This window comes from Aureimonas sp. N4 (genome assembly GCF_001463925.1).
Taxonomy (GTDB): domain Bacteria; phylum Pseudomonadota; class Alphaproteobacteria; order Rhizobiales; family Rhizobiaceae; genus Aureimonas; species Aureimonas ureilytica_A.
Window position 1 is genome coordinate 91,336 of record NZ_BBWS01000029.1, and the last position, 21,538, is coordinate 112,873.

At 64.6% G+C, this 21,538-nt stretch carries 20 protein-coding genes, 1 tRNA gene and 1 pseudogene; 10 read left to right on the forward strand and 12 right to left on the reverse strand.

Annotation, left to right across the window (positions count from 1 at the left end; translation table 11 throughout):
• Positions 1–128 precede the first annotated feature (128 nt).
• On the forward strand, positions 129–1,148 hold the full coding sequence (locus tag AUL28_RS08985) for a helix-turn-helix domain-containing protein (RefSeq protein WP_062231779.1): 1,020 nt from the start codon (positions 129–131) through the stop codon (positions 1,146–1,148).
• Between the two features lie 7 nt (positions 1,149–1,155).
• On the opposite strand, the gene AUL28_RS08990 is transcribed toward AUL28_RS08985, so the two are convergent.
• The 6 genes from AUL28_RS08990 to AUL28_RS09015 all read right to left on the reverse strand — a co-directional run bounded on the left by AUL28_RS08990 (position 1,156) and on the right by AUL28_RS09015 (position 8,253).
• Positions 1,156–3,180, reverse strand: coding sequence for an alpha-glucosidase (locus AUL28_RS08990; RefSeq protein ID WP_062231781.1), 2,025 nt, complete (start codon positions 3,178–3,180; stop codon positions 1,156–1,158).
• Between the two features lie 8 nt (positions 3,181–3,188).
• Complete coding sequence (locus AUL28_RS08995) at positions 3,189–4,043, reverse strand: carbohydrate ABC transporter permease (protein ID WP_062231783.1); 855 nt, start codon at positions 4,041–4,043, stop codon at positions 3,189–3,191.
• A 3-nt stretch (positions 4,044–4,046) separates the two neighbouring features.
• Complete coding sequence (locus tag AUL28_RS09000) at positions 4,047–4,955, reverse strand: carbohydrate ABC transporter permease (protein WP_062231865.1); 909 nt, start codon at positions 4,953–4,955, stop codon at positions 4,047–4,049.
• A 122-nt stretch (positions 4,956–5,077) separates the two neighbouring features.
• Complete coding sequence (locus AUL28_RS09005; RefSeq protein ID WP_062231785.1) at positions 5,078–6,316, reverse strand: ABC transporter substrate-binding protein; 1,239 nt, start codon at positions 6,314–6,316, stop codon at positions 5,078–5,080.
• Between the two features lie 52 nt (positions 6,317–6,368).
• The gene (locus AUL28_RS09010; protein ID WP_062231787.1) at positions 6,369–7,433 is read right to left on the reverse strand and encodes an ABC transporter ATP-binding protein; all 1,065 of its coding nucleotides are present in this window, start codon (positions 7,431–7,433) and stop codon (positions 6,369–6,371) included.
• 115 nt (positions 7,434–7,548) lie between these two features.
• On the reverse strand, positions 7,549–8,253 hold the full coding sequence (locus tag AUL28_RS09015) for a GntR family transcriptional regulator (protein ID WP_062231789.1): 705 nt from the start codon (positions 8,251–8,253) through the stop codon (positions 7,549–7,551).
• A 101-nt stretch (positions 8,254–8,354) separates the two neighbouring features.
• Between AUL28_RS09015 and AUL28_RS09020 the strand changes: the two genes are divergently transcribed.
• The 5 genes and pseudogenes from AUL28_RS09020 (at position 8,355) to AUL28_RS23515 (ending at position 12,014) form a co-directional block, all read left to right on the forward strand.
• The gene (locus tag AUL28_RS09020; protein WP_062231791.1) at positions 8,355–9,512 is read left to right on the forward strand and encodes an LLM class flavin-dependent oxidoreductase; all 1,158 of its coding nucleotides are present in this window, start codon (positions 8,355–8,357) and stop codon (positions 9,510–9,512) included.
• The gene (locus AUL28_RS09025; protein ID WP_062231793.1) at positions 9,512–10,405 is read left to right on the forward strand and encodes an aldo/keto reductase; all 894 of its coding nucleotides are present in this window, start codon (positions 9,512–9,514) and stop codon (positions 10,403–10,405) included. Before AUL28_RS09020 ends, AUL28_RS09025 begins: the two co-directional genes overlap by 1 nt.
• Positions 10,405–10,938: a flavin reductase family protein gene (locus AUL28_RS09030; protein ID WP_062231795.1), complete on the forward strand. Its 534-nt coding sequence runs from the start codon at positions 10,405–10,407 to the stop codon at positions 10,936–10,938. Before AUL28_RS09025 ends, AUL28_RS09030 begins: the two co-directional genes overlap by 1 nt.
• Before the next feature lie 52 nt (positions 10,939–10,990).
• Positions 10,991–11,581, forward strand: a pseudogene (locus tag AUL28_RS23510) (YeiH family protein); the annotation flags it as partial.
• 28 nt (positions 11,582–11,609) lie between these two features.
• Complete coding sequence (locus AUL28_RS23515) at positions 11,610–12,014, forward strand: putative sulfate exporter family transporter (protein WP_280137267.1); 405 nt, start codon at positions 11,610–11,612, stop codon at positions 12,012–12,014.
• A gap of 4 nt (positions 12,015–12,018) precedes the next feature.
• Here the strand turns inward: AUL28_RS23515 and AUL28_RS09040 are convergent, their stop codons facing one another.
• Together AUL28_RS09040 and AUL28_RS09045 are read right to left on the reverse strand one after the other, a co-directional pair.
• Positions 12,019–12,480, reverse strand: a complete 462-nt coding sequence (locus AUL28_RS09040) for a hypothetical protein (protein ID WP_062231797.1) — start codon at positions 12,478–12,480, stop codon at positions 12,019–12,021.
• An 88-nt stretch (positions 12,481–12,568) separates the two neighbouring features.
• Positions 12,569–12,793 (reverse strand): hypothetical protein, encoded by a 225-nt coding sequence (locus AUL28_RS09045; protein WP_062231799.1) that lies wholly within the window; start codon positions 12,791–12,793, stop codon positions 12,569–12,571.
• Between the two features lie 394 nt (positions 12,794–13,187).
• Between AUL28_RS09045 and AUL28_RS09050 the strand changes: the two genes are divergently transcribed.
• The 3 genes from AUL28_RS09050 to AUL28_RS09060 all read left to right on the forward strand — a co-directional run bounded on the left by AUL28_RS09050 (position 13,188) and on the right by AUL28_RS09060 (position 18,303).
• Positions 13,188–17,195 (forward strand): Pls/PosA family non-ribosomal peptide synthetase, encoded by a 4,008-nt coding sequence (locus AUL28_RS09050; RefSeq protein ID WP_062231801.1) that lies wholly within the window; start codon positions 13,188–13,190, stop codon positions 17,193–17,195.
• Positions 17,192–17,671, forward strand: a complete 480-nt coding sequence (locus AUL28_RS09055; protein ID WP_244493460.1) for a GNAT family N-acetyltransferase — start codon at positions 17,192–17,194, stop codon at positions 17,669–17,671. The genes AUL28_RS09050 and AUL28_RS09055 overlap by 4 nt, the downstream gene beginning before the upstream one ends.
• A gap of 125 nt (positions 17,672–17,796) precedes the next feature.
• Positions 17,797–18,303, forward strand: a complete 507-nt coding sequence (locus AUL28_RS09060) for a 4'-phosphopantetheinyl transferase family protein (RefSeq protein WP_244493462.1) — start codon at positions 17,797–17,799, stop codon at positions 18,301–18,303.
• Here AUL28_RS09060 and AUL28_RS23520 read toward each other — a convergent pair.
• Positions 18,300–18,434 carry a hypothetical protein gene (locus tag AUL28_RS23520; protein WP_280137268.1) on the reverse strand — a complete coding sequence of 45 codons (135 nt, stop codon included), beginning with the start codon at positions 18,432–18,434 and terminating at the stop codon, positions 18,300–18,302. The two genes, AUL28_RS09060 and AUL28_RS23520, sit on opposite strands and share 4 nt — an antisense overlap.
• A 161-nt stretch (positions 18,435–18,595) precedes the next feature.
• Positions 18,596–19,003, reverse strand: a complete 408-nt coding sequence (locus AUL28_RS09065) for a gamma-glutamylcyclotransferase family protein (RefSeq protein WP_062231805.1) — start codon at positions 19,001–19,003, stop codon at positions 18,596–18,598.
• Positions 19,004–19,193: 190 nt separating this feature from the next.
• Here AUL28_RS09065 and AUL28_RS09070 point away from each other — a divergent pair, with 190 nt between their 5' ends.
• The gene (locus AUL28_RS09070) at positions 19,194–19,670 is read left to right on the forward strand and encodes a MarR family winged helix-turn-helix transcriptional regulator (RefSeq protein ID WP_062231807.1); all 477 of its coding nucleotides are present in this window, start codon (positions 19,194–19,196) and stop codon (positions 19,668–19,670) included.
• A gap of 72 nt (positions 19,671–19,742) precedes the next feature.
• On the opposite strand, the gene AUL28_RS09075 is transcribed toward AUL28_RS09070, so the two are convergent.
• Positions 19,743–20,972: an acyltransferase family protein gene (locus tag AUL28_RS09075; RefSeq protein WP_082640355.1), complete on the reverse strand. Its 1,230-nt coding sequence runs from the start codon at positions 20,970–20,972 to the stop codon at positions 19,743–19,745.
• A gap of 372 nt (positions 20,973–21,344) precedes the next feature.
• Positions 21,345–21,420: transfer RNA gene (locus AUL28_RS09080), tRNA-Phe, on the reverse strand.
• Positions 21,421–21,538: the final 118 nt, after the last annotated feature.

Here is a 21,538-nt window from a genome sequence, read left to right on the forward strand (position 1 = left end):
CCGCCAACGAAACAAAGGCGAAGAGGTGCTAACCTTTTTTCAACGATTGTTCTTCCTTAAAGTCGTGGCTGATCAGTTTTAGTGTGCGGCCTTCACAGAGCCGCAACCCGTGCATCGGAGCGTTTCGAATGGCCGCTTCATCGACGACCGCCACATTGCCCCGGATCGATCTTAAAAGCTCGCAACTGGGGAAAGAGGCGGCGTTCAAGACCTGGCGCGCGGCGGTGCCGCAATATGCCATTTCGATCCCGAACGACGATCTGACCGATTTCGCGATGGATCTGTCGGCTTGGCTTCTTCAGAAAATCGTCTTCACTCATGGTCACACATCGCCCTGCCGGCTGGAGCGCAAGGCCGAGAGCCTGTCGGACGGCTACGACAACATCGTCTTCCTTCTGTTCATGAAGGGGCTTTGGGTCGGCGAGGCGGATGGGCGGCCTTTTTCGAGCGAGGACGGCGACATCTGCCTTCTCGACGCCTCCAAGCCCTTTCACGTGGTGACCACGCAGGCGAGCTATGCTATGGTCAACGTGCCGCGCCAGACCTTCATGGAGGCCGCGCCCGATGTCACGATCCCGCACGGGCATATCCTGCGCTCTGCCAGCGGCTGGATTCTGGCCGAGCATCTGACGGCCCTGTGCCGCTATCTGCCCAATATGCACAAGGCCGAGGCCGAACGCATGGCGGCGGCGACGCTGACGCTGATGGCCTCCAGCCTCGCGGAACTCACCGGCACCGACCATCTGGCCAAGGGAAGCCTGATTTCGGCCGTGCGCCTGCGCGTGGAACGCCATATCGAGCGCCATATCGGCTCGCCCGACCTGACGCCGGACATGATCTGCCACGAGCTGGATATTCCCCGCTCGACCCTCTACCGCGCCTTTTCGCCCTTCGGCGGGATCCTGTCCTATATCCAGAAGCGTCGGCTGGATGCGGCGCGCGCGCTTCTGTTTCATCCGGAGGAGCATCGCTCGGTCGGCGAGATCGCCCAAGCGCTGGGCTTCGGTAATGTGACGAGCTTCACGCGTTCATTCGAACGCCAGTTCGGCTGCTCCCCCCGCGAGGCGCGCCAGAGCGGATCGACCTATATCAGCAGCAGCCAGATGCTGTTCGAGCACTGGCGGCAGGCCGTCGCACGCGGCGGCTGAAGCGCTATCAGAGCGTGGCGAGCGTCCGGAATAGGTCCGCCCAAGCCGAGCCTTGGCGGATGAAGACGGGCGGGCGCCCGAGCGGTGCCTCGACCAGGATGGTCACGCCGCCCCCATATCGCGCGCCGCTCCAGACATGCTCCCAATCCGCGCCCTCGGGCAGATAGACCTCGCGCGAGGTCTCGCCCTCCCGCCAGACCGGCGCAACGAGTAGGTCGCGCCCGTAGAGATAGATGTCCTGGATCGCATAGGTCCCTGCATCGTCCGGGAAATGCAGAAAGAGCGGGCGCTGCACGGGCAGGCCGCGCTGAACCGCCTCGTCCGAAAGGCTTCGCAAATAGGGCGCGAGATGGACATAGAGCCGCGTCATCCGCGCGAAATGCGAGAGCACCGCCTCGTCGCCGTCGATCTGGAGATTGTCGCGCGGGCGGTTGCCCTCGTGCGTGCGCATGACGGCCGTGAAGGCGGCCATCTCGGCCCAGCGCATGATCAGCTCGGGCGTGCGGACATTGCCGAACAGGCTGGTGTAACCGCCGATGTCGGAATGATGGTAGGCATTGCCGAGCAGGCCGGAGGACAAAGCGCCGGAGATGACCGTCACCAGCCCATCATGGCGCGAGAAGTCCACCGACTGATCCCCGCCCCACAGAAGCGGGCAATGCGCCCCGACGCCGGTGAAGCCCGCGCGCATGAAGAACAGCGCCTCCCCCGTCATGCCCCGACTGGCGACGGCCCGCGCGTTGACCTCGGCCCAAAGGGTCGGCCAGGGATTGTGCATGAGCTTGGCGTCCACGCCATTGGCGAGCTGCACGTTCACCGGCAGATACTCGCCGAAATCCGCCATCCAGCCGGACAGGCCGAAGTCCAGCATGTTGCGCCCGATCACCTCTTCGGCGAACCAGTCCGCCGCCGCCGGATTGGTGAAGTCCACGACGCCGCAATCGAACTCGCCGAAATCGACCAGGGCGGTCTTGCCCTCGGCATTGGTCGCGAAATAGCCGGCCGCTTCGGCCTTCGGGAAGAGCGGGCCATCGGCGCAGAGATAGGGGTTCACGTAGCCGAGAAACCGAATGCCCTCGCTCTTCAACTCGGCAATGCGCTGGCGCAGGCCGGGATAGCGCGTCTCGTTGGCCTGCCAGTCCCAGAAGAGCCGCGCGCCAAACGACGTATGACGCAGCCCCACCCAATCCTCGCACCAGAGGCCTGAGACGGCCGCGCCCGCCGCGCGAATCCGGTCGAGCCGTTCAAAGGACTTTTCCCCGTCCTTCAGCCCGATGATCGCGCCCCCATAGACCCAATCGGGCAGCGGCGGCTGGCGGCCGAAGCGGGTGGAGAGCTGTTCCACCAGCCCTTCGAAATCGGGCGCATCGAAGAGTTCGATCCGCTCGGGAACGGCCCAAACCTCGATCTCATGAAACGCCTCATGGCGAAAATCAAAGACCGAATAGGCCGGCGTCTCGACATGGAGCGCATAGCGGCGCGAAGACAGATAGGTCGGCTGGGGATAGTTCGTGTGGTAATAGTCGCCGCCCGCCCGGCCCGCGACATCGGCCTTGAATGTCAGCTCGCGCGTCTTGTCGCGCCCGACGCCGGGCTCGGAGGTCCAGAGCGGAAAGCGCCGGCCGCGCATGTCGAAATAGGACATCTGCTCGCCGCCGCCCCAGACATGCTCGCCCGCTTCGGCCGGAACGCGAAGCCAGAGCCGATTGATCGCGGGATCGATCGCCTCGAAGCGCAGCGCGTTTCCCTCCACTCTCAGGCGCAGGCGCGCCGGTTCCGTGGCACTTGGGGATAGGTCGATCGCATCCCCCGAGATCACGGCATGGCGCAGGGCGACGCGCTCCACGACATAATCCTCGATGTCGAAATTGCCCCGATACATCTCCATCCGCTCCTGGCCCTGGCCGACAAAGAGACAGGGCGCGGCGGCGCTGTGCGTGAGCACAAGCTTGCCGGAGAGGACAAGCGAGAAGCCGTCCGGCTCGGTGGTCAGAACGAGGGCGGCGAGCGAGGAAACCGGGTCCGATGTCATGACGGTCCTTAGCCCTTGATGCTGCCGGCGGTGAGACCGGAGACGACGCGCTCCTGGAAGATCACGATCAGGACGGCGACCGGCACGATGCCGACTACTAGCGCGGCCGAGATCACCGGCCAGGGGAACGAGAACTCGCCCTGATAGAGCTGGATGCCGACAGGCAGCGTGCGCAGCGCCGGGTTCGAATTGAAGGACAGCGCCAGCAGGAACTCGTCCCAGGCATTGACGAAGGCGAGGATGCCGGCGGTGAAGACGCCGGGCGCCGAGATCGGCACCACGATCTTGAACAGGGCGCCGAGCCGCGTGCAACCATCGATCATCGCTGCATTCTCCAGATCCTGCGGAATGCCCTCGAAGAAGGAGGTGAGAATCAGCGTGCAGACCGGCAGCGACAGGACGGTATAGGGCAGGATCAACGCGACCCATGTGTTCAGGAGGTTCAGCGCGCGCATGGTCTCGAACAGCGGAACGAGCAGCGTGACCAGCGGAAAGGTCGAGACGGCGATGATCAGCGACAGGATCAACCCGCGATAGGCGAGCTGAAGCCGCGCCAGCGCATAGGCCGCCAGAACCGAAACGACGAGCGTCAAGGCCGTCGAGAGCAGCGCCACCATGACCGAATTAAACAGGAAGAGATGCAGCGGCTGGTCGGAAAAGGCCGTGACGTAATTGGCGAGCGTCGGCTGATGCGGGGCCCAGGTGATGGGCTTGAGGGTCAGCTCCCCTTCCGTCTTGAGCGAGGTGAACAGAATCCAGAGCGCGGGAAAGAGGCCGTTCACCAGCAGCACGCCGGCCGCGAGGAAGCGCAGCGGTTTGCCCGAGAAAAGCGCCAAAGGCGAGGACGTGGCCACCGTGCTCATGGCTCAGCCCTTTCGGCGCAGCATGTGGAGATACAGGAATGTCACGGCCATGGAGAAGGCGAACATGACCACCGCCAGCGCCGAGCCATAGCCGAGGTCCAGAAAGGACACGGTGTTCTGATGGATATACATGGCGAGCGTGACGGTGGAGGTCCCGGGGCCGCCCCCGGTCATCATATAGGGAATGTCGAAAGTCTGGAGCGCGGTGATCGTGCGGAAGATCAGCGCGATGACGATGGCGGGCTTCAGGAGCGGCAGCGTGATCTCGAAGAACTGCCGGACGCGCCCCGCCCCGTCCACGTCCGCCGCCTCGTAGAGCGAGCGCGGAATGGTCTGGAGTCCGGCGAGGATGATCAGCGCCATGAAGGACGCGGTCTTCCACACGATGGTAAGGCAGATGGCGGCAAAAGCCCAACCCGGCGAGTTGAACCAGATCACGCCTTGGAGCCCGAGCCGGTTCAGGACATCGTTCACGATGCCGTATTCATAGTGGAAGAACCACGCGAAGATGAGGCCCGCGAAGGAGAGCGGCAGCGCCCAGGGAATGAGGAGCGACAGGCGCACCGGCCATTTGTGCCGGAAGGGCAAATTGGCCAGAAGCGCCATGCCGAGTCCCATGAGAAGCGCGCCGGGCACAGTGATGGCCACGATCAGGAGCGTGTTCCAGGACGCCTCCCAGAAGACCGGATCGTCCCACATCAGGGCGTAATTCTCGAACCCGGCAAAGGAGGCCGGAAGACCCGAAGTCAGCGACAGATTCTGGAAGCTCATCCAGATCAGCCGGCCGACAGGATAGACGATGATGACGCACAGAAGCAGCGCGGCCGGCGCGAGCAGCCAGGCGGCCAGCACCTTGTCGCTCGGGTCGAGCCAGCGCAGCCAAGCCGCGGGCTGTCGATCGGTCTGTTTCATGCCGTCCGTCGCTGCCAAGGTCACGATCACCCATCCTTACCGTCGTGAACGCCCTCTGCCGAGCCTTCGCCATCAAACCGGCGCGAGACCCGCGCCGGTTCGGCTTGTGGCTTCGTCGGCACTCAGCGCAGGATGCGACGCAGCCGGCTTTCGATCTGCGCGGCGCCTTCCTCGGGCGTCGAGACGCCGGAGAGAACGGCGTTCACCGTCGTGCGGATCACCTCGCTCACCTCGTTGTAGCGCGGCGTCACCGGCCGGGCGCGCGCGGTTTCCACCACCGGCAGCGCTTCGGCGAACCAAGGCGCGGACTTCAACACGTCCGGGTCGCCATAGAGGCTGGCATAGGTCGGCAGCAGCGCGCCGTTGACCGCCATGTATTTCGAGACCTCCTGGCCGCTCAGATATTCGGCGAGCTTCTTGGCCTCGTCCTGATGCTGCGAATAGGCGGACACACCGAACTCCCAGCCGCCGAGGCAGCTCGACTGCTCGCCCGTCCCCAGCGCCGGCAGGCGCGCGACGCCGACCTTGCCGGCGACCGCCGATTCCGGCCCTTGGAAATGCTTCCAGGCATAGGACCAGTTGATGGCGAAGAGCACCTTGCCGGCCTGGAACTCCTTGCGGGTGTCGTCGGTCGCGACTTCGGAAATGTTCTTCTTGGCGACGCCATCGTCCACGAAGCTCTTCCACAAGGCGAGCGAGCGAACAGCGGCTTCCTTGTCGAAATCGAGCTTTCCGTCCTTCACCAGCTGCTTGCCCTGGCTCCAGTAGGGCAGGAGGAAGGTGCAGACCGCGCCTTCGATCGCCTTGCCCTGGAAGCTCAGGCCCTGAAGATTGGCGGCGGCACTCCCCTCACCGGCCGCGACCTTCTGGGCGGCTGCCTTCAGTTCGTCCCAAGTCTTGGGCGGGGCGATGCCGTATTTGTCCAGGAGATCCTTGCGATAGTAGAGGAACATCGCGTCCGCGAAGGCCGGCAGAGCCACGGCCTCGCCGCCGATCGTATTGGCTTCCGCATAGGCCGGCAGATAGACGGAGAGATCCTTCTCGGGGAAATGCGTCGTCCAGCCGGCGGCGGCATATTGCGCCGGACGGATGACGTCGAGCATCAGCACGTCGAGATTGGGGTCCTTGGCGGACATGACAGTGTTGAGATACTGCGCCTGCGTCTCGGACGTGTTGCCGCCCGTCTCGATCGTGACCTTCACGCCCGGATTCTTGGCCTCATAGGCGTCAAGCTCCTTGCGCCAGACATCCGGTTGATGCTGGCTCGATACGAAGATCTTGAGCTGCGTTTGCGCCAGCGCGGGCGTCGCCGCGAGCACACAGGCGCCGAGCGCCGCGCGGATGAGAAAGCGTTTGCGCATCCGTCCAATTCCTCCCGTTGATTCTGTGCCGGGGCGGCGAAGTTCCGTCGCCTCAGCTTATGGCCTTCTCGCTCGCCGCATCGAAGAGATGGATTTTCGTGGAATCGACCCCGACGTGGAATTTCTGTCCGGCATCGGCCCGAAACGCGGGCGGCATTCGCGCCGTGAGCCTCGCCCCTCCCAAGGCGAAATGCACCAGGGTATCCGACCCCAGCGGTTCGACCACCTCCGCACCGACCTCGAGCGTCGCCGCCCCGTCCCGCGCCGGCCCGAAATGCTCGGGCCGAATGCCGACGATGATCTCGCGCCCCTCATCGCCGGCCCTGGCCAGGGCAAGCGGCAGCGCATGGCCGCCCGAGAAGAGGAGACGTCCGCCTTCGATCCGCGCGCGGGCGAAGTTCATGGCGGGTGAGCCGATGAAACCGCCCACGAACACGCTGGAGGGATGGTTATAGACCTCGTCCGGCGTGCCGACCTGCTCGATCTCGCCGCCCCGCAGGATGACGATGCGATCGGCCAGCGTCATCGCCTCGACCTGATCGTGCGTGACGTAAAGGATCGTGGTGCCGATCGTCTGATGCAGACGCTTGATCTCGGTGCGCACCTCGCCGCGCAGCTTGGCGTCGAGATTGGACAAGGGCTCGTCGAACAGGAAGAGTTGCGGCCGGCGCACGATGGCGCGGCCCATGGCGACGCGCTGGCGCTGGCCGCCCGAAAGCTGGCCCGGACGGCGGTCCAGAAGATGCGCGATCCCCAGCATCTCGGCCGCATCCTGGATACGCTTGTCGGCCTCCGCGCCCTTGATGCCGCGCACCTTGAGGCTGAAGCCCATGTTCTCGCGCACGGTCTTGTGCGGATAGAGCGCATAGTCCTGGAACACCATGGCAATGTCGCGCTCGCGCGGCGGCAGCGCGTTCACGACCTGATCGCCGATGCGCACCTCGCCCGAGGTCACGCTTTCGAGACCCGCCACCATGCGCAGCGTCGTGGACTTGCCGCAGCCGGACGGGCCGACAAGCACGACCAGTTCGCCATCGGCAATATCCAGATCGATGCCTTTGACGACCTGGGTACCGCCATAGCTCTTTCCGAGCCTGCGCAGGCTGACCGATGCCATGCTGTCCGCTTCCTCCCATCCGACATCCGAGAGTCGGCTTTCCTCCGCAATCTAGCGCGGAAGAAAATCTTAGATCAATCATGTATCAATTGTGCAGCGCCAGAGACACTGGCCCTTACCGGATTCGCGAGACATAGCGCGCCACTCGGGTGTCGTACCAAGTGTGCGAAACTTCCGCGACCGTGCCGTCCGCCGCCCAGCTCTTGCGGAAGATATGGCAGATCGGCGCGCCGACTTCGGGTTCGAAGGCGCTCGGCTTCCAGTTCGGCACATGGCCGAGATCGATCCGATCCTCCGCCTTTTCGATGAAGAGCCCGAGGCGCGTCCGGTAGAAGAGATAGAGCGATTCCGAGAGATCGCCGGTCGTGATGGTGTCGGCGAAACTCCCGTCCAGCCAAATTTCCTCCAGCGCCGCGATGCGGCCGGACAAGCGGCGCAGGCGGCGGATTCGGTGGCCTTCGGGCGACGGGCCAAAGCCGGCGATCCCCTCGGGCTTGGACAAGCGCTCGACATCCAGCACCTCGGCCGTCGGCAACCCGCCGCCCTCGATCAGTTCCAGCCGGAACATGGCATAGAGGCTCTGGGGATCGCTCGCCGCCTTGATGTAATTGCCCGAGCCCTGCACGCGCTCCAACAGCCCGCGATTCTGCAACTCGGCCAAGGCCTTGCGCAGCGTGCCGATGGAGGTGCCCATCGTCAGCGCCATGTCGCGCTCGGGGCGCAGTTTCTCCCCTTCGATCAGCCGCCCGGCCGCGATATCGCGCACCAGCGTTTCCGCCAGTTGGAGATAGACGGGAAGACTGCCCCTCACCTGCCGCATCCCGCCTGCCTCCCACCCGCAGCTGCAAATTGATACACCATTGATTTACTCGATATCCGGTGTTAGCTCCAGACGAGGTTTCGCGTTCCGGGAGGAAATGCATGTCCGTCGTCCCGATCACGTCCGCCGATCTCGATGCCGCCGAAGTCTCCTGGTTTTCGGCGCTATGCTCCGACGATTATGCCTTTCTCGGCGTGCCGGACGGCGCTTTGCGCTCCAGCTGGGAGCATTGCTCGGAGATCGCGCTGACCGCCGAGCGGCTGGGTTTCCGCAACATCCTCTGCCCCTCCTCCTATCAGGTGGGCCAGGACACGTTGAGCTTCGTCGCGGGCTGCGCACCGCTGACGAGCCGTATGAATTTCCTCGCCGCGATCCGCTGCGGCGAGATGCAGCCGATCATGCTGGCGCGCACGGTCGCGACGCTTGATCATATGCTCAAAGGTCGGCTGACGCTCAACGTCATCAGCTCCGACTTTCCCGGCGAAGTCGCCGACAGCGCCTTCCGCTACCGCCGCTCGCATGAAGTGGTCGAAATCCTGCGCCAGGCCTGGACGCGCGAGACGATCGATTTCGAGGGCGAAGTCTATCGCTTCAAGGGCGTCTCCACCGAGCCCGCCCGGCCCTATCAGCAGAATGGCGGCCCGCTTCTTTATTTCGGCGGCTATTCGCCGGACGCCTTGGAACTCTGCGGCGCGCAGTGCGACGTTTATCTCATGTGGCCCGAAACGCGCGAGCAGTTGGCCGAGCGCATGAAGGCGGTTCATGCGAGGGCGCAGGCGCATGGGCGCACGCTGGATTACGGGTTGCGCGTTCATGTCATCGTGCGTGACACGGAGCGGGAAGCGCGCGACTATGCCGAGCATCTCGTCTCCAAGCTCGACGACGAATATGGCAAGCTGATCCGCGACCGCGCCCATGACAGTATCTCGCTGGGCGTCGCGCATCAGGCCCGCGCCCGCGCGCTGGCGGACCAGTTCGGCTATATCGAGCCCAACCTCTGGACCGGCATCGGCCGGGCGCGCTCGGGCTGCGGCGCGGCGCTCGTCGGCTCAACGGACCAGATTCTCTCCGCCCTCGAAGACTATCGCAAGATGGGCATTCGCGCCTTCATCCTTTCGGGCTATCCGCATCTGGACGAGGCCGAGCATTTCGGCACCAAGGTTCTGCCGGCGCTGAAGACCTGCTCGCTGCCGCAGCAATATGGCCGCGTGCCCCCCACTACCCCCGCCACCCCGCTCGGACTTGGGAGCCGCCACTGATGGAACGCTTGAAACTCGGGTCCGATCTGGAGGTCAGCCGCCTCGTCTATGGTCTTTGGCGCTTGGGTGACGATAGCGACACCTCGCCCGCCCATGTCCAGCGCAAGATCGAAGCCTGCCTCGCGCAGGGCATTACCACGATGGACCATGCCGACATCTATGGCGGCTATACCGGCGAGGCGATCTTCGGCGGTGCCTTGAAGGCAGCACCCCATCTGCGGGACCGGATCGAGATCGTCACCAAATGCGGCATCGTCGCGCCGATGGGTCGCCATGCCGGGGCGCGCGTCAAGCATTACGACACGAGCCGCGCCCATATCATGGCGTCGGTGGAGACCTCGCTGCGCGATATGGCGATCGAGCACATCGACCTTCTCCTGATCCACCGGCCCGATCCGCTGATCGACCCGGCTGAGACCGGCGCGGCGCTGGATGAGCTGGTGGCCTCCGGCAAGGTGCGCGCGGTCGGCGTGTCGAACTTTCGGCCCTATGACCTGTCGCTGCTCCAATCGGCCATGCGCTCGCCCTTGGTGACGAACCAGATCGAGCTGAGCCTTCTGGAAACCGAGCCCTTCCGCAATGGCGATCTCGCCTCGCTGATGGAGCGACGCATCCATCCGATGGCTTGGTCGCCGCTCGGCGGCGGGCGTCTCTTCGCGGACAGCGAGAGCCCGCTTCTGAAGCGGTTGAACGCGGTCGCAGCGGAAAAGGGCGTGGACACTGGCTCCGTTGCCATCGCCTGGCTTCTCGCCCACCCCGCCGGCATCCTGCCGGTGCTCGGAACCAATTCTCTCCCGCGCATTGCGGCCATCGGCGAGGCTTTGCGCGTTTCCATCGACCGCCAGACCTGGTTCGAGCTTTATAGCGCGGCCATGGGCCGGGACGTGCCGTGATGGGCATCATGCAGCCGATCCGCGATGGAACGGAGCATCGTTTCATCCCGAACGCCGAGAATGCCCGCGCCTATCGCAACGCGCTCGGCACCTTCACGACGGGCGTTACCGTGGTCACCGTGGCAACGTCGGCCGGGCCGATCGGCATGACGGTCAACAGTTTCGCTTCCGTTTCGCTCGATCCCCCGCTGGTGCTCTGGTCGGCGGCCAAGAGTTCGTCCCGCCACGCGCTCTTCACCGCCGCCCCGCATTTCGCGATCCATATTCTGGGTCTGGAGGAGGACGCCTTGAGCACGCGCTTCACGCGCGGCGGGCTCGGCTTCGAAGGGCTGGACTGGCAGGCCAACGACGAGGGTGCTCCTGTTATCGCGGGCACGCTGGCGCGTTTCGAATGCGAAACAGCCTCGCTCCACGATGCCGGTGACCACACGATCATGCTCGGCCGCGTCCTGCGCGCGGCCCATCGCGAGGGCGATCCGCTTTGCTTCTCGCGCGGGGCCTTCGGGCATTTCCGGCGTCACATCCAAGACTGAAGACACCGACCGACCCTTCACCGCGTCACGGCTGATTTCGAGCGAGGCAGGCATGATCCGAAGCTTGAGGGAACATGGCCCGGCCGGCCTGACGCGAGGCGCGGTGCATAGCACGCGGTCCCTCTTTCCCGGCTGCCTCGTCAGTGTCGTCGTGGCGCTGGCCGCCACCTTCCTGTCAGAGCACTACGGCGGGCCGGTCATGCTTTTCGCCCTGCTTCTGGGCATCGCCTTCAATTTCCTGTCGGTCGAGGGAGCCTGCAAGCCCGGCATCGACTTCACCTCCCGCACCGTCCTGCGGTTCGGCGTGGCGTTGCTCGGCGTGCGCATCACCGTGTCGGACGCGATGATGCTCGGCCCCGCCCCGATCCTTCTTGCGATTCTCGGCGTTGCGACCACCATCGGCGTTGGCGTGTTTCTGGCAAGGTCTCTGCGCTTCCCCGCCCTGTTCGGGCTGCTGACGGGCGGCGCGGTCGGCATCTGCGGCGCGTCGGCCGCGCTCGCCATCGCCTCGGTTCTTCCCAAGCGCGAGGGCGCGCGAGAGAGCGACGTGATCTTCACCGTCGTCGTCGTCACGACCTTCTCGACCATCGCCATGGTGCTCTACCCGATCCTCCTGAAACAGGGTCTCTTCAGCGACGCGCAGATCGGCATCTTCCTCGGCGCGACGATCCATGACGTGGCGCAGGTCGTGGGCGCGGGCTTCAGCATCTCTGACCGAGGCGGGCGACGCCGCCACGCTGACCAAGCTCCTGCGCGTCGCCATGCTGGTGCCCGTGGTTCTCTCGATTTCCTTTTTCGTCTCGCGCGGCCAGAGCGAAGGGAGGGTCAGCGTGCCCGGTTTTCTTCTCGGCTTCGTCGCACTGGTGGCGATCAACAGTCTCGGCCTGGTGCCGCCTGTCGTTGCGACAGCCTTGTCGGACCTGTCTCGCTGGGCCCTCGTCGCGGCCATCGCCGCGCTCGGGATGAAGACCATGCTCGGCCAGATCGTAACGGTCGGCCCGCGCGCGTTGATCCTGATCCTTCTGGAAACGATCTGGATCGCGGCGCTCGGGCTCGCGGTGGTGTGGTTTCTTTAGACGGTCACCAGCGGTCGCGCTCCAGAAGATGCGTGACCGCCGCGCCGCTCATGAGAACGATCGCGTCCTCCACGAAGCCGCTTTCCGTCTGCCCATAACGATCCATCGCTTGGCGTCTAAACGCGAGACCGAGATAGGACGCGCCGATCGCCGCCGCGATGCCGAGAACCGCGCCGCCCGCTCGATCCCCACGCGGCGCGAGCACCGCACCGGCAAAGCCCGCCGTAAGACTGCGCGCCAGAAGCCCCGCCGGCACGGTGCGATCCGGCGCGGAGGCCATCTTGTCGCCTGCCATTTCGGCGGCGGCGAGTGCCGTGGTTCCGAGCGCCACGAGGGGATGGGCCAGAAGGTCACGCGCCGGCGCGCCGGGCGGCAAGTCCCCGCGCCGGGCTGCACCCGACAGGAGCGCCAAGGGCGTCATGGCGCGTTGGCCCGCGACGAGGCCGATCAGAAGAGAGCGAAGCATGGCATGTCCCTCAAGATGCGATGGAGAACGAAGTGTCAGCACAACATCTCGAGCCCGGCTCCGTATCCATCACCGGCCGGATTTCGCTTCACGACCAGGACTTGGCTCCATGCCCCTCGCGATGGCGCGCGCTGACAAGCGCTGCGAGGTCGAGATAGGAATTGGCCAGACCCTCGAACATCTCGCCGAGTTCCAACGGCAGGGAGTGGCTCGACGCCATATCCTGCTCCAGCGCTCGAATGGCCGCTTCGCTGACGGCGCACATGGCCTGACATCGCTCCAGAAGCATTCGCACCTGCTGCGCTTCCGACATCGATGGCAGTCCCTCCGCCCCACGCTTGCCACCTCGACAAGCGGCCTTCCCCAAGGGAAGACGTAAGCCAGACTTGTTGGTTTGGCCATCGCGCGCCACTCTTATTTGGATGGCTGACCACGCAAGCGCGTCATGAGCCGCAAATTGGCCACGCTGCGGCGCGAGAGCGCCTTGCGCGGCAATGCCTATCGCGCAAACCAGCCTTGTCGAAAACAACGAACAATCCGGCGTGTCCAGCGCTGCGGGACGCTTCCGCTCCGACACGCTTTCGACTAACTCACGGACCTGAATGCGACATATCGCACCAGGCGTCGCGCTTCCTTTTCAGATTTGAAACCCCATGCCAGCTTCTCAGCTCAGCTCCCTTTCCGCCGCATCCCAGACGGTCACTGACATGTCCGGCGGCCAGCCTGCGCCTATCCTGCGCGGGGACGATTTTACGAGCGGAGCGCCCGGTGGCGAGCGGCTCGATCACGTGTTCGAACGTCTGACGGAGCGCTTCTCGGCCCTGCCGGCCGTCGTCTCGGGCGGCCGGTCCTGGACCTATGGCGAGGTCGATGCCCGCGCCAACCAGATGGCGCGTGTTCTGGAACGGCGCGGGGTGACGCCGGGCACGCGCGTCGGGCTGCTGCTCGGCCGCTCGGCCATGACCTATGTCGCGACACTGGCGATCATGAAGGCGGGCGGCGTCTTCGTGCCGCTCGCCACCGCCTTCCCGCCCGAGCGCATGGCCCTCATCATCGAGGATGCCGCGATCGCCCTCGTCGTGTCGGAGGCGGCCTATGTGGATCTCGCCCGCGCGCTTCCCGTCGACAGCCTCCTGATCGAGGAGATCGAGGGCGAGATTTCGGCAGAGCCGGAAACGTCCCTCGGCCAGCGGGGCGGCCCGCAGGACGCCTGCTACATTCTCTACACCTCGGGCACGACGGGCCGGCCGAAGGGCGTCGAAATCCTTCACCGCAGCATCGCCAATTTCGTGCAGGTAGCGGCGGCAAGCTACGGCTACCGACCGGGCGACCGCGTCTATCAGGGCATGACGATCGCCTTCGACTTCTCGACCGAGGAAATCTGGGTTCCCTTCGCGGCCGGCGCGACGATCTTTCCCGCACCCCATCGCTATACGCCGGTGGGCGAGGAACTGTCGGACTTCCTCAACCAGCACGAAATCCAGTGCATGGCGTGCAGCCCGACGCTGCTTTCCTCCATCGAGAGCGACGTGCCGAGCCTGCGCCTCATTCTGGTGGGCGGCGAAGCCTGCCCACAGGGGCTCGTGTCGCGCTGGTCCCGGCCGGGACTGCAAATCCTCAACACCTATGGCCCGACCGAAGCGACGGTGACGGCGACCATGGCGACGCTCGTTCCCGGCCGCCCGGTGACGATCGGCCGTCCGCTGCCGACCTACAGCATCGTCATTCTGGACCCGGCCGAGGCGAAGCTCGCGGCGGGCAACGAGCTCGGCGAAATCGGCATTGCCGGCATCGGCCTGGCCGCCGGCTATCTGCACCGCCCCGATCTCACGGACGAGAAGTTCATTCCCGACTTCATCGGCCTGCCGAACAACCCATCGGCGCGCATCTATCGCACGGGCGATCTCGGCCATATCAATTCGCATGGCGAGATCGAGTATCACGGGCGCATCGACACGCAGGTGAAGATTCGCGGCCACCGGATCGAGCTGGGCGAGATCGAGGCGATCCTTCTGGAGCAGCCCGGCATCGCCCAAGCGGCGGTGACGGCGGTGGAAATCCAGCCGGGGCGCACCGAGCTTGCCGCCTATTACGCGCTGAAGACGGAGGCCGAGCCGCTGTCCAAGCCCGAGCTTTCGGCCGAGCTGAAGCGTCGCCTGCCCGCCTATATGGTGCCGGCCTATCTGGAGCAGCTGGACGCGCTTCCCATGACGGTGTCGGACAAGATCGACACGCGCAAGCTGCCCAAGCCACAGCTCAACGAGACCAACGCCAACCGCGAGATCGTCGAGCCGCGCAGCGACAACGAGCGTTTCCTGGTGGATGCCGCTCGCGAGATCCTGGGTGTCGAGCGCATTTCCGTCGAGGATCATTTCTTCGACGATCTCAGCGCCAACTCCCTGCTGATGGCGCGCTTCTGCGCCCGCGTGCGCACGCAGCCGGGCTGGGGCACGACCTCGATGCGCGACATCTACCTCTATCCCAGCGTCGCGCGGCTGGCCGAGCATCTCCAGACGCCGGACGAGATCGAACAGGCCGAGATCGAGCCCGTGCCGACGCACCGCGCGACGAACTTGGCCTATTGGACCACAGGCGCGGCGCAGCTTCTGTTCTACTCGGTCTACAGCTATTTCGGCCTCTGGGTCTTCGACCGGGGTCTCGACTGGGTCTATGTCGAGCTGGACGCGCCGATTCAGCTTTATCTGCGCTGCGTGCTGCTCTCGGCCGGCATCTTCTTCGGCATGTCAGGGCTTGCGATCCTTGCCAAATGGACGCTGATCGGACGCTGGAAGCAGGAGTCGATCCCGATCTGGAGCGCGCGCTATTACCGCTTCTGGGTGGTGCAGACGCTGATCCGCACCGCGCCCGTCGTGCTCTTCCGGGGTAGTCCGCTCTACAGCTGGTATCTCCAGCTCCTGGGCGCGCGGCTCGGGCACAACACGATCATCGAGTGCCGCTACGTGCCGGTTTGCACCGATCTGATCGAGATCGGCGACAACACGATCATCCGCAAGGAATCGATCGTGCTCGGCTATCACGCGCGCGCCGGCTACATTCACACCGGCCCGGTGACGATCGGCGACAATGCCTTCGTGGGCGCGGGCTGCGTGCTCGACATCGGCACCAAGGTCGGCGACGGCTCGCAGCTCGGCCATGCCTCCTCGCTCCACAGCGGCCAGTCTATCCCGGACGGCGAATGCTGGCACGGCTCTCCGGCCGTGCGCACGGACGCCGATTACTGCAAGGTCGAGAACCGCCGCCTGTCGGAGCTTCGGCGCGGGCTGTTCGAGGTGATGCAGCTGATCGCGCTCTTTGCGCTCATCACACCCTTCCCGCTCCTGTTTCACAGCTACTGGCAGAATGTCGGCGACGACTATCAGGAAACCATCGGCATCGTGGCGCTCGGCACCACGGTGACGCTGTTCGGCTATATCGCCGTCTCGCTTCTGGCGGCGCTCGTGGTGCCGCGCGTGGTCGGCCTCGTGCTGAAGCCCGGCCGCACCTATACGCTCTATGGCTTCCACTATTGGCTGCAGACGGCGGTGGAGTTCTGCTCCAACAACAAGATCCTCAACGTCCTGTTCGGCGACTCCTCGGCCATCGTCCATTACATCCGGGCGCTCGGCTGGAACCTCAACACCGTCACCCAGACAGGCTCGAATTTCGGCAGCAACCAGCAGCAGGAAAGCCCGCATCTCTGCGAGATCGGCAGCCATACGATGGTGTCGGACGGCTTGTTCATGCTCAACATGCACAAGTCCGCCTCCTCCTTCCGGCTGGAGCATACTAAGGTCGGCGCGCAGAACTATTTCGGCAACAACATCTTCTTCCCCTCGGACGCGCGCACAGGCGACAATTGCCTGCTCGGCACCAAGGTCATGGTGCCGATCAGCGGCCCGGTGCGGGAGAATGTCGGCCTTCTCGGCTCGCCGCCCTTCGAGATTCCCCGCCTCGTCTCGCGCGACAAGGAACTGATCGCGAGCGTCAGTGCGCAGGAGCGTCGCCAGCGCGTGCGCCTCAAGAACCGGCACAATGCCGTGACGGGCGTCCTGATGCTGACGGTGCTGTGGGTGGAGTTGTTCATCGCGCTCGCCATCGGCGACCGGGCGCTCAACTACTACACCGATTGGGGCGCGGTCGCGCTCTTCGTCGGCTCGCTTCTCGTGGTCGCCATCGAAATCCCGATGCAGCTGCTGATCGAGCGCGCGAGTCTGGGCTTTCGCAAGCTGAAGCCGCATATGACGACGATCTACGACCGCTCCTTCTGGCGGCACGAGCGGCACTGGAAGCTCGCCGATTCCGCCATCGTCAATCTCTTCCCCGGCACGCCCTTCCGTCCCATGGTGCTGCGGATGCTGGGCGTGAAGGTCGGCAAGCGCGTCTATGACGCAGGCGCGAACCTCACCGAGCGCTCCCTGGTGGAGATCGGCGACGATGCGACGCTGAACGAGGGCTGCGTCATCCAAGCCCATTCGCTGGAGGAAGGCGCGTTCAAGTCGGACCTGATCCGCATTGGCAAGGGCTGCACGCTCAGCCCCGCCGCCTTCGTGCATTACGGCGTGACTATGGGCGAAGGCTCCATGGCCGATACGGACGCTTTCGTCATGAAGGGCGAGGTTCTGGAGCCTCATTCCATCTGGAGCGGAAACCCGGCCAAGCTCAGCCGCTTCGTTCGGCCCGTCACCGGATTTATTAAGACGGAGTGCGGCGCGTGAGCACCGAGCCCGCTCAAGCCGAGGTGCGGCTGGCGCCCGTCGATGACACCAACCGCACCGCCATCGCGGCGATGGTCCTGGGAGAGTCACAGGCGCATTTCGTCGCCAGCAACGCCGACTCGCTCGCCGAAGCGGAAGAAGACGCCGACGCAAGGCCGCGCGCCGTCTTGGCGGGCGATCAATTGGTCGGGTTCCTCATGTATGACGCCTCGGAAAGCGAGAGCGAGGCGCGCATCTATCGCCTGATGATCGCTCCCGGTGAGCAGGGCAAAGGCTACGGAAGAGCAGTGGTGCAAGCCGCCCTGTCGGAAATCCGCGCGCTCGGCCACATCCGGGAGGTCTCGATCTGCTACGACCCCGGCAACGAGGCCGCGCGCCGGCTTTATCGCACGGCCGGCTTTCAGGAAAAGGGGTTGGACGAGGACGGCGAAATGATCGCTCGGCTCGTCTGGCCTGCCGGCGAGGCGCGACGCTGACGACTGACGGTGCCCCGGATGAGATCGCGCTCGCGGCGGCGCTGGGTCGCCTCGCCACTCAGGGCATCGCGCTGGCCTGTCGCCGGATCCGACCGGGCGACGAAGCTCACCTTCTCCCGGCGGAAGTGCGCTCGATCCCGGCGCGCGGGGTGGAGCGTCGGCGGGCCAGCGGCGCGGCTCGGCTGGCTGCGCGCACGCTTCTGTCGGCGCGGTTCGGCGAATCGGTTGAAATTCCACGCGGCCCCTCGGGCCAGCCGCTCTGGCCGGACGGCGTAATCGGCTCGCTCGCCCATGACGACACGATGGCGGTGGCGGCCGTGGCAAGCGTCGGCACGATCCGCTCGCTCGGCATCGACGTGGAGCCCAGCCTGCCCCTGCCGGACGAGCTTCTCGATCTCGTCGTCATGCCCAACGACCACACCGGCGATCTCGAACCGAGCTTCGCGGCACGGCTTCTCTTCAGCGCCAAGGAGGCGGTCTACAAAGCCGCCTTCCCGCTCGACGGGCGCTTTCTGGATTATAGCGACATCGCCGTCGATCTGCCCGCCGGCCATGCCACGACCCGCACCGGCCACAGGTTTCAACTCCGGCACTTGCGGTCGCCTCGCATCATCACGCTGGCGTTTTTTTAGCCCTCTCCAACCAGAACGAAGACGGTCAGGAGCAGAGCCAGCGCCGCCAGAATGAGGATGGTCACCCAGTCCTTCATGGCGCGGTGGGCGACCTGATCGCCTTCGGTCTTGATCTTGCGCGGATGATCCATCTTGCAAGCCGGCAGCGGGTCCGCATACCGATTCCAGACTCACCAACAAGGACGCCACGCCGGGCACGGGAAGCCTTCCAGACGACACGCGCGACAACGAGGCCGATGTCGGCAGCGACTGAGCGGCCGGCATTCATCGGTTCCGATTCGCCGGGATGCCGTCAGCGCTCCCAGGGCGGGATGAAACGGGTGTCGCGATAATCGGAAAGATAGCCCGTGTGAACGGGGTTGAGCCAGTTGCGCGCCTTCATATAGCCGATCGCCTCTTGCGGCTCGCCGCCGGCACGGGAGCGAATGCGCAATTTCGAGCGGAAGCTGCCGGGTTTGCCGACACCTTCCAACTCGTCCAGCCGAGGAAGGTGGTCGGGCTCGACCCGGTACAATTCGCCCCACACGGGCAGGCCATGGCCAGGACGGTCGAGCATCATCGGGCCGTAGAACGATCCGGCGATCACCATGGGATAGGGTTCACTGGTCCGCACCTCACCTAGAAACTCACTCCTGGCCAGTCCGAGGGAGTGAAATGGAAAACCGCGTTTGAGCGTGCCGTAGACAAAGACATGAAGCATGTCGGGATAAGGCAGCCGTCCGTCCCACGGTTTCTGTCGTTTCGCTTCGGTGGATCAGGCGAAATGTCGCGCGCCATCGCGCCGCTCAAGACGGGCGCATCCAAGTTCACGGATGATAAGCAGTTAAAAGACCTGTCCAGCCCGCTTGGTCAGTGTGTTCGCACGAATCACGAAACGAACGGCGAATGCGATGACCGTGGCAGAAATGACGCCCGAGCCGACATGTGAGAACGTGCCGGACAATCTCATTCGACCGCTCCTCGCTCTCTCCAGGTCCACGCGCCAGCTCATCTCGCTGAAGCTCGCCGAAATCGGCGTCGTGGCGGGGCAGGATCAGCTTCTGGACGCGATCGATCCCCACCAACGGCGCGGCATTTGCGAGATCGCGCGGGAGCTTTCCGTTCGGCCTTCGACCGTTTCGAAAATGCTGGACAGTCTGGAGCGGCGGGGCTGGTGCCGGCGCGAGATGGACGACGCCGATCTCCGGCGAACCTTCGTGGTTTTGACCGAGGACGGCGCGCGGGTCCGCAGCGAGGTCCGTCGGGTCTGGTCCGCCATGAATGACGATCTGACGCGCCAGATTCCTTGCGCCGACAGACCAGCCTTGTCGGACGCGCTCTGGTGCATCGAACGCGTCGTCGCCGGCCGGCTTTCGCGTCTGCGATAGGGCCTGCAAGCGCACAACGCGGATCAAGAGGTGAGCGCGTGAAGGCAGTGCGGCGTGCGGCGTGCGCCTCCGTTACGAACGCCCGCCCCATCGGTCAGCGCTTGGTTCAGCCGTAGCCGATCGATCCGCGTTCGCCCTGCGACCACGAGACGGCATCACGCGGCCGACCCAGCCCGTCCACCATCGATCGAAGACGGCGACCGGCACGGCGAGCACCACAGTTCCCAGCATCGTTACCCCGAAGGTCGCCGCGATCTGTACGAACCGCCCTGCCCCGGCCGTGGCTTCGAATGTCAGACTGGAGACGGAACAGATGACGAGGACCTGGCAAAGATAGATTCCGAACGACAGGAACCCGAGCCCGCGCCCCAGCCGGCCACTCATGGCACGCCGCAGCCCCGCCGAGCGGCGGAACAAGAGCAGCGCGAGGCAGGCGGCAATCGTATGCAGGATCACGCGAAGGCGCAGCGCGTCCCATTCGGCCACCGGCGCAAGCGCGGCGTAGAAGCCCTCGGGGCGGCCACCGACGACATTTTCATGATATCCGGCGAGAAGCAGAATGGCAGAGACGGCCAACAGGATTCGTCCCGAGCCCCAATCCTCCCTCTTCGTGCGATCACGCCACGCAAGCCCGAGGCCCACAAGGAAAGGGGTCAGCCAGGGGCTGATCCAGAACGCGACACAGCCGATCGAGACCAAGCCAGCCCACCGTAACCGCTCCAGTCGAACCATGAGGAGCGCTGCCCCGAGCACGAGGAGGCTACCGGCGAACTCGTAGAACATGGTCCAGAGGCTAGAGTTATAAGCCGCGTGGCCGGTGAAGAAGGTCGTTGCCCCTTCCCAAAGACTATCGGGAATTTCGCGCAGGCCCGCGCTGGGCCACGTGTAGAACCAGCCGAGCCAGATGGACGGCACGAGCTGCGCGACGGCCTGATTCGAAAATCCACCGAACGCCATGACGAGCCCCGCCATCAGATTCGTCAGCACCACCGGACCCGCCAGACGCGGCCAGCGCTTCAAGGCGGAGGTGGCTGCCACCTGTGCATTGCCGGTGCGTAGGACGCTAAGCGAGAGCACATAGCCCGACAAAACAAAGAAGACGACAACCGCGGCCGAGCCATTGATGAGCACAAAAGCTGGCGTGCGAGAGAGGGAATAGGCTTGGCCGGAATAGCTCAGACCATGAAGTCGCGGCGTGAAGGCCAGCATCGTATGATGCACGAGCACGACAAGGGCCGCGATGCCGCGAAGCGCTTCCAGCTCCGCCAATTTCCCGCGCGCTCCGTTTCGGGGCGTATCCATATCCCAACCTGCCCTGATGACCGCAGCGCCCGTCGCCTCTGCAAGGCGACCCGATGCCCCTCCTAACGCGCCTCATACGGCGCGGCCAGAGGTGTAGTTCGTGGGCCAGATTTCCGGGTCGTCGGACTTCGCATCCGTCCTCAACCAAGGGTTGGCCGAAGGAGAGGCTCGGGGTCAGTCGAGGCATGGTCTGTGGAAATGCTCGAACCAACGTCCCAATCCATTCGAAGCATCAATGGACGGTCGCTGCATTTACGCGGTCTTTAGCAGCACAACCGCGGATTTCTAAATGTCGACGCGAACAGAATTATCTGCGCAGAGAAACGCCTAGTCAGAAGCTGATTTTCTTGATTTAGTTTCAATGAGGAAAAATGGTGCCCAAGGGCGGAATCGAACCACCGACACTGCGATTTTCAGTCGCATGCTCTACCAACTGAGCTACTTGGGCTTCGCAGCGCTTCTTCTTTCGAAGTGCATCTCTGCGTTGGTGAGTGCCTTATAGAAGGCTGGAAAAAGCCTGTCTAGCCTTTTCTCATGTCGGCACGATGAAAAAAGAAGACAGAATC

Bases quoted from the DNA above. Each gene is read 5' to 3' on its own strand.
- AUL28_RS09015 (WP_062231789.1), bottom strand. From the start codon at position 8,253: ATGCGGCAGGTGAGGGGCAGTCTTCCCGTCTATCTCCAACTGGCGGAA.
- AUL28_RS09045 (WP_062231799.1), bottom strand. From the start codon at position 12,793: ATGTCGGAAGCGCAGCAGGTGCGAATGCTTCTGGAGCGATGTCAGGCC.
- AUL28_RS09040 (WP_062231797.1), bottom strand. From the start codon at position 12,480: ATGCTTCGCTCTCTTCTGATCGGCCTCGTCGCGGGCCAACGCGCCATG.
- AUL28_RS09025 (WP_062231793.1), top strand. From the start codon at position 9,512: ATGGAACGCTTGAAACTCGGGTCCGATCTGGAGGTCAGCCGCCTCGTC.
- AUL28_RS09065 (WP_062231805.1), bottom strand. From the start codon at position 19,003: ATGCTTCATGTCTTTGTCTACGGCACGCTCAAACGCGGTTTTCCATTT.
- AUL28_RS08990 (WP_062231781.1), bottom strand. From the start codon at position 3,180: ATGACATCGGACCCGGTTTCCTCGCTCGCCGCCCTCGTTCTGACCACC.
- AUL28_RS09075 (WP_082640355.1), bottom strand. From the start codon at position 20,972: ATGGATACGCCCCGAAACGGAGCGCGCGGGAAATTGGCGGAGCTGGAA.
- AUL28_RS09030 (WP_062231795.1), top strand. From the start codon at position 10,405: ATGGGCATCATGCAGCCGATCCGCGATGGAACGGAGCATCGTTTCATC.
- AUL28_RS08995 (WP_062231783.1), bottom strand. From the start codon at position 4,043: ATGAGCACGGTGGCCACGTCCTCGCCTTTGGCGCTTTTCTCGGGCAAA.
- AUL28_RS09010 (WP_062231787.1), bottom strand. From the start codon at position 7,433: ATGGCATCGGTCAGCCTGCGCAGGCTCGGAAAGAGCTATGGCGGTACC.
- AUL28_RS23515 (WP_280137267.1), top strand. From the start codon at position 11,610: ATGACGTGGCGCAGGTCGTGGGCGCGGGCTTCAGCATCTCTGACCGAG.
- AUL28_RS09005 (WP_062231785.1), bottom strand. From the start codon at position 6,316: ATGCGCAAACGCTTTCTCATCCGCGCGGCGCTCGGCGCCTGTGTGCTC.
- AUL28_RS09050 (WP_062231801.1), top strand. From the start codon at position 13,188: ATGTCCGGCGGCCAGCCTGCGCCTATCCTGCGCGGGGACGATTTTACG.
- AUL28_RS08985 (WP_062231779.1), top strand. From the start codon at position 129: ATGGCCGCTTCATCGACGACCGCCACATTGCCCCGGATCGATCTTAAA.
- AUL28_RS09020 (WP_062231791.1), top strand. From the start codon at position 8,355: ATGTCCGTCGTCCCGATCACGTCCGCCGATCTCGATGCCGCCGAAGTC.
- AUL28_RS23520 (WP_280137268.1), bottom strand. From the start codon at position 18,434: ATGGATCATCCGCGCAAGATCAAGACCGAAGGCGATCAGGTCGCCCAC.
- AUL28_RS09070 (WP_062231807.1), top strand. From the start codon at position 19,194: ATGACCGTGGCAGAAATGACGCCCGAGCCGACATGTGAGAACGTGCCG.
- AUL28_RS09000 (WP_062231865.1), bottom strand. From the start codon at position 4,955: ATGAAACAGACCGATCGACAGCCCGCGGCTTGGCTGCGCTGGCTCGAC.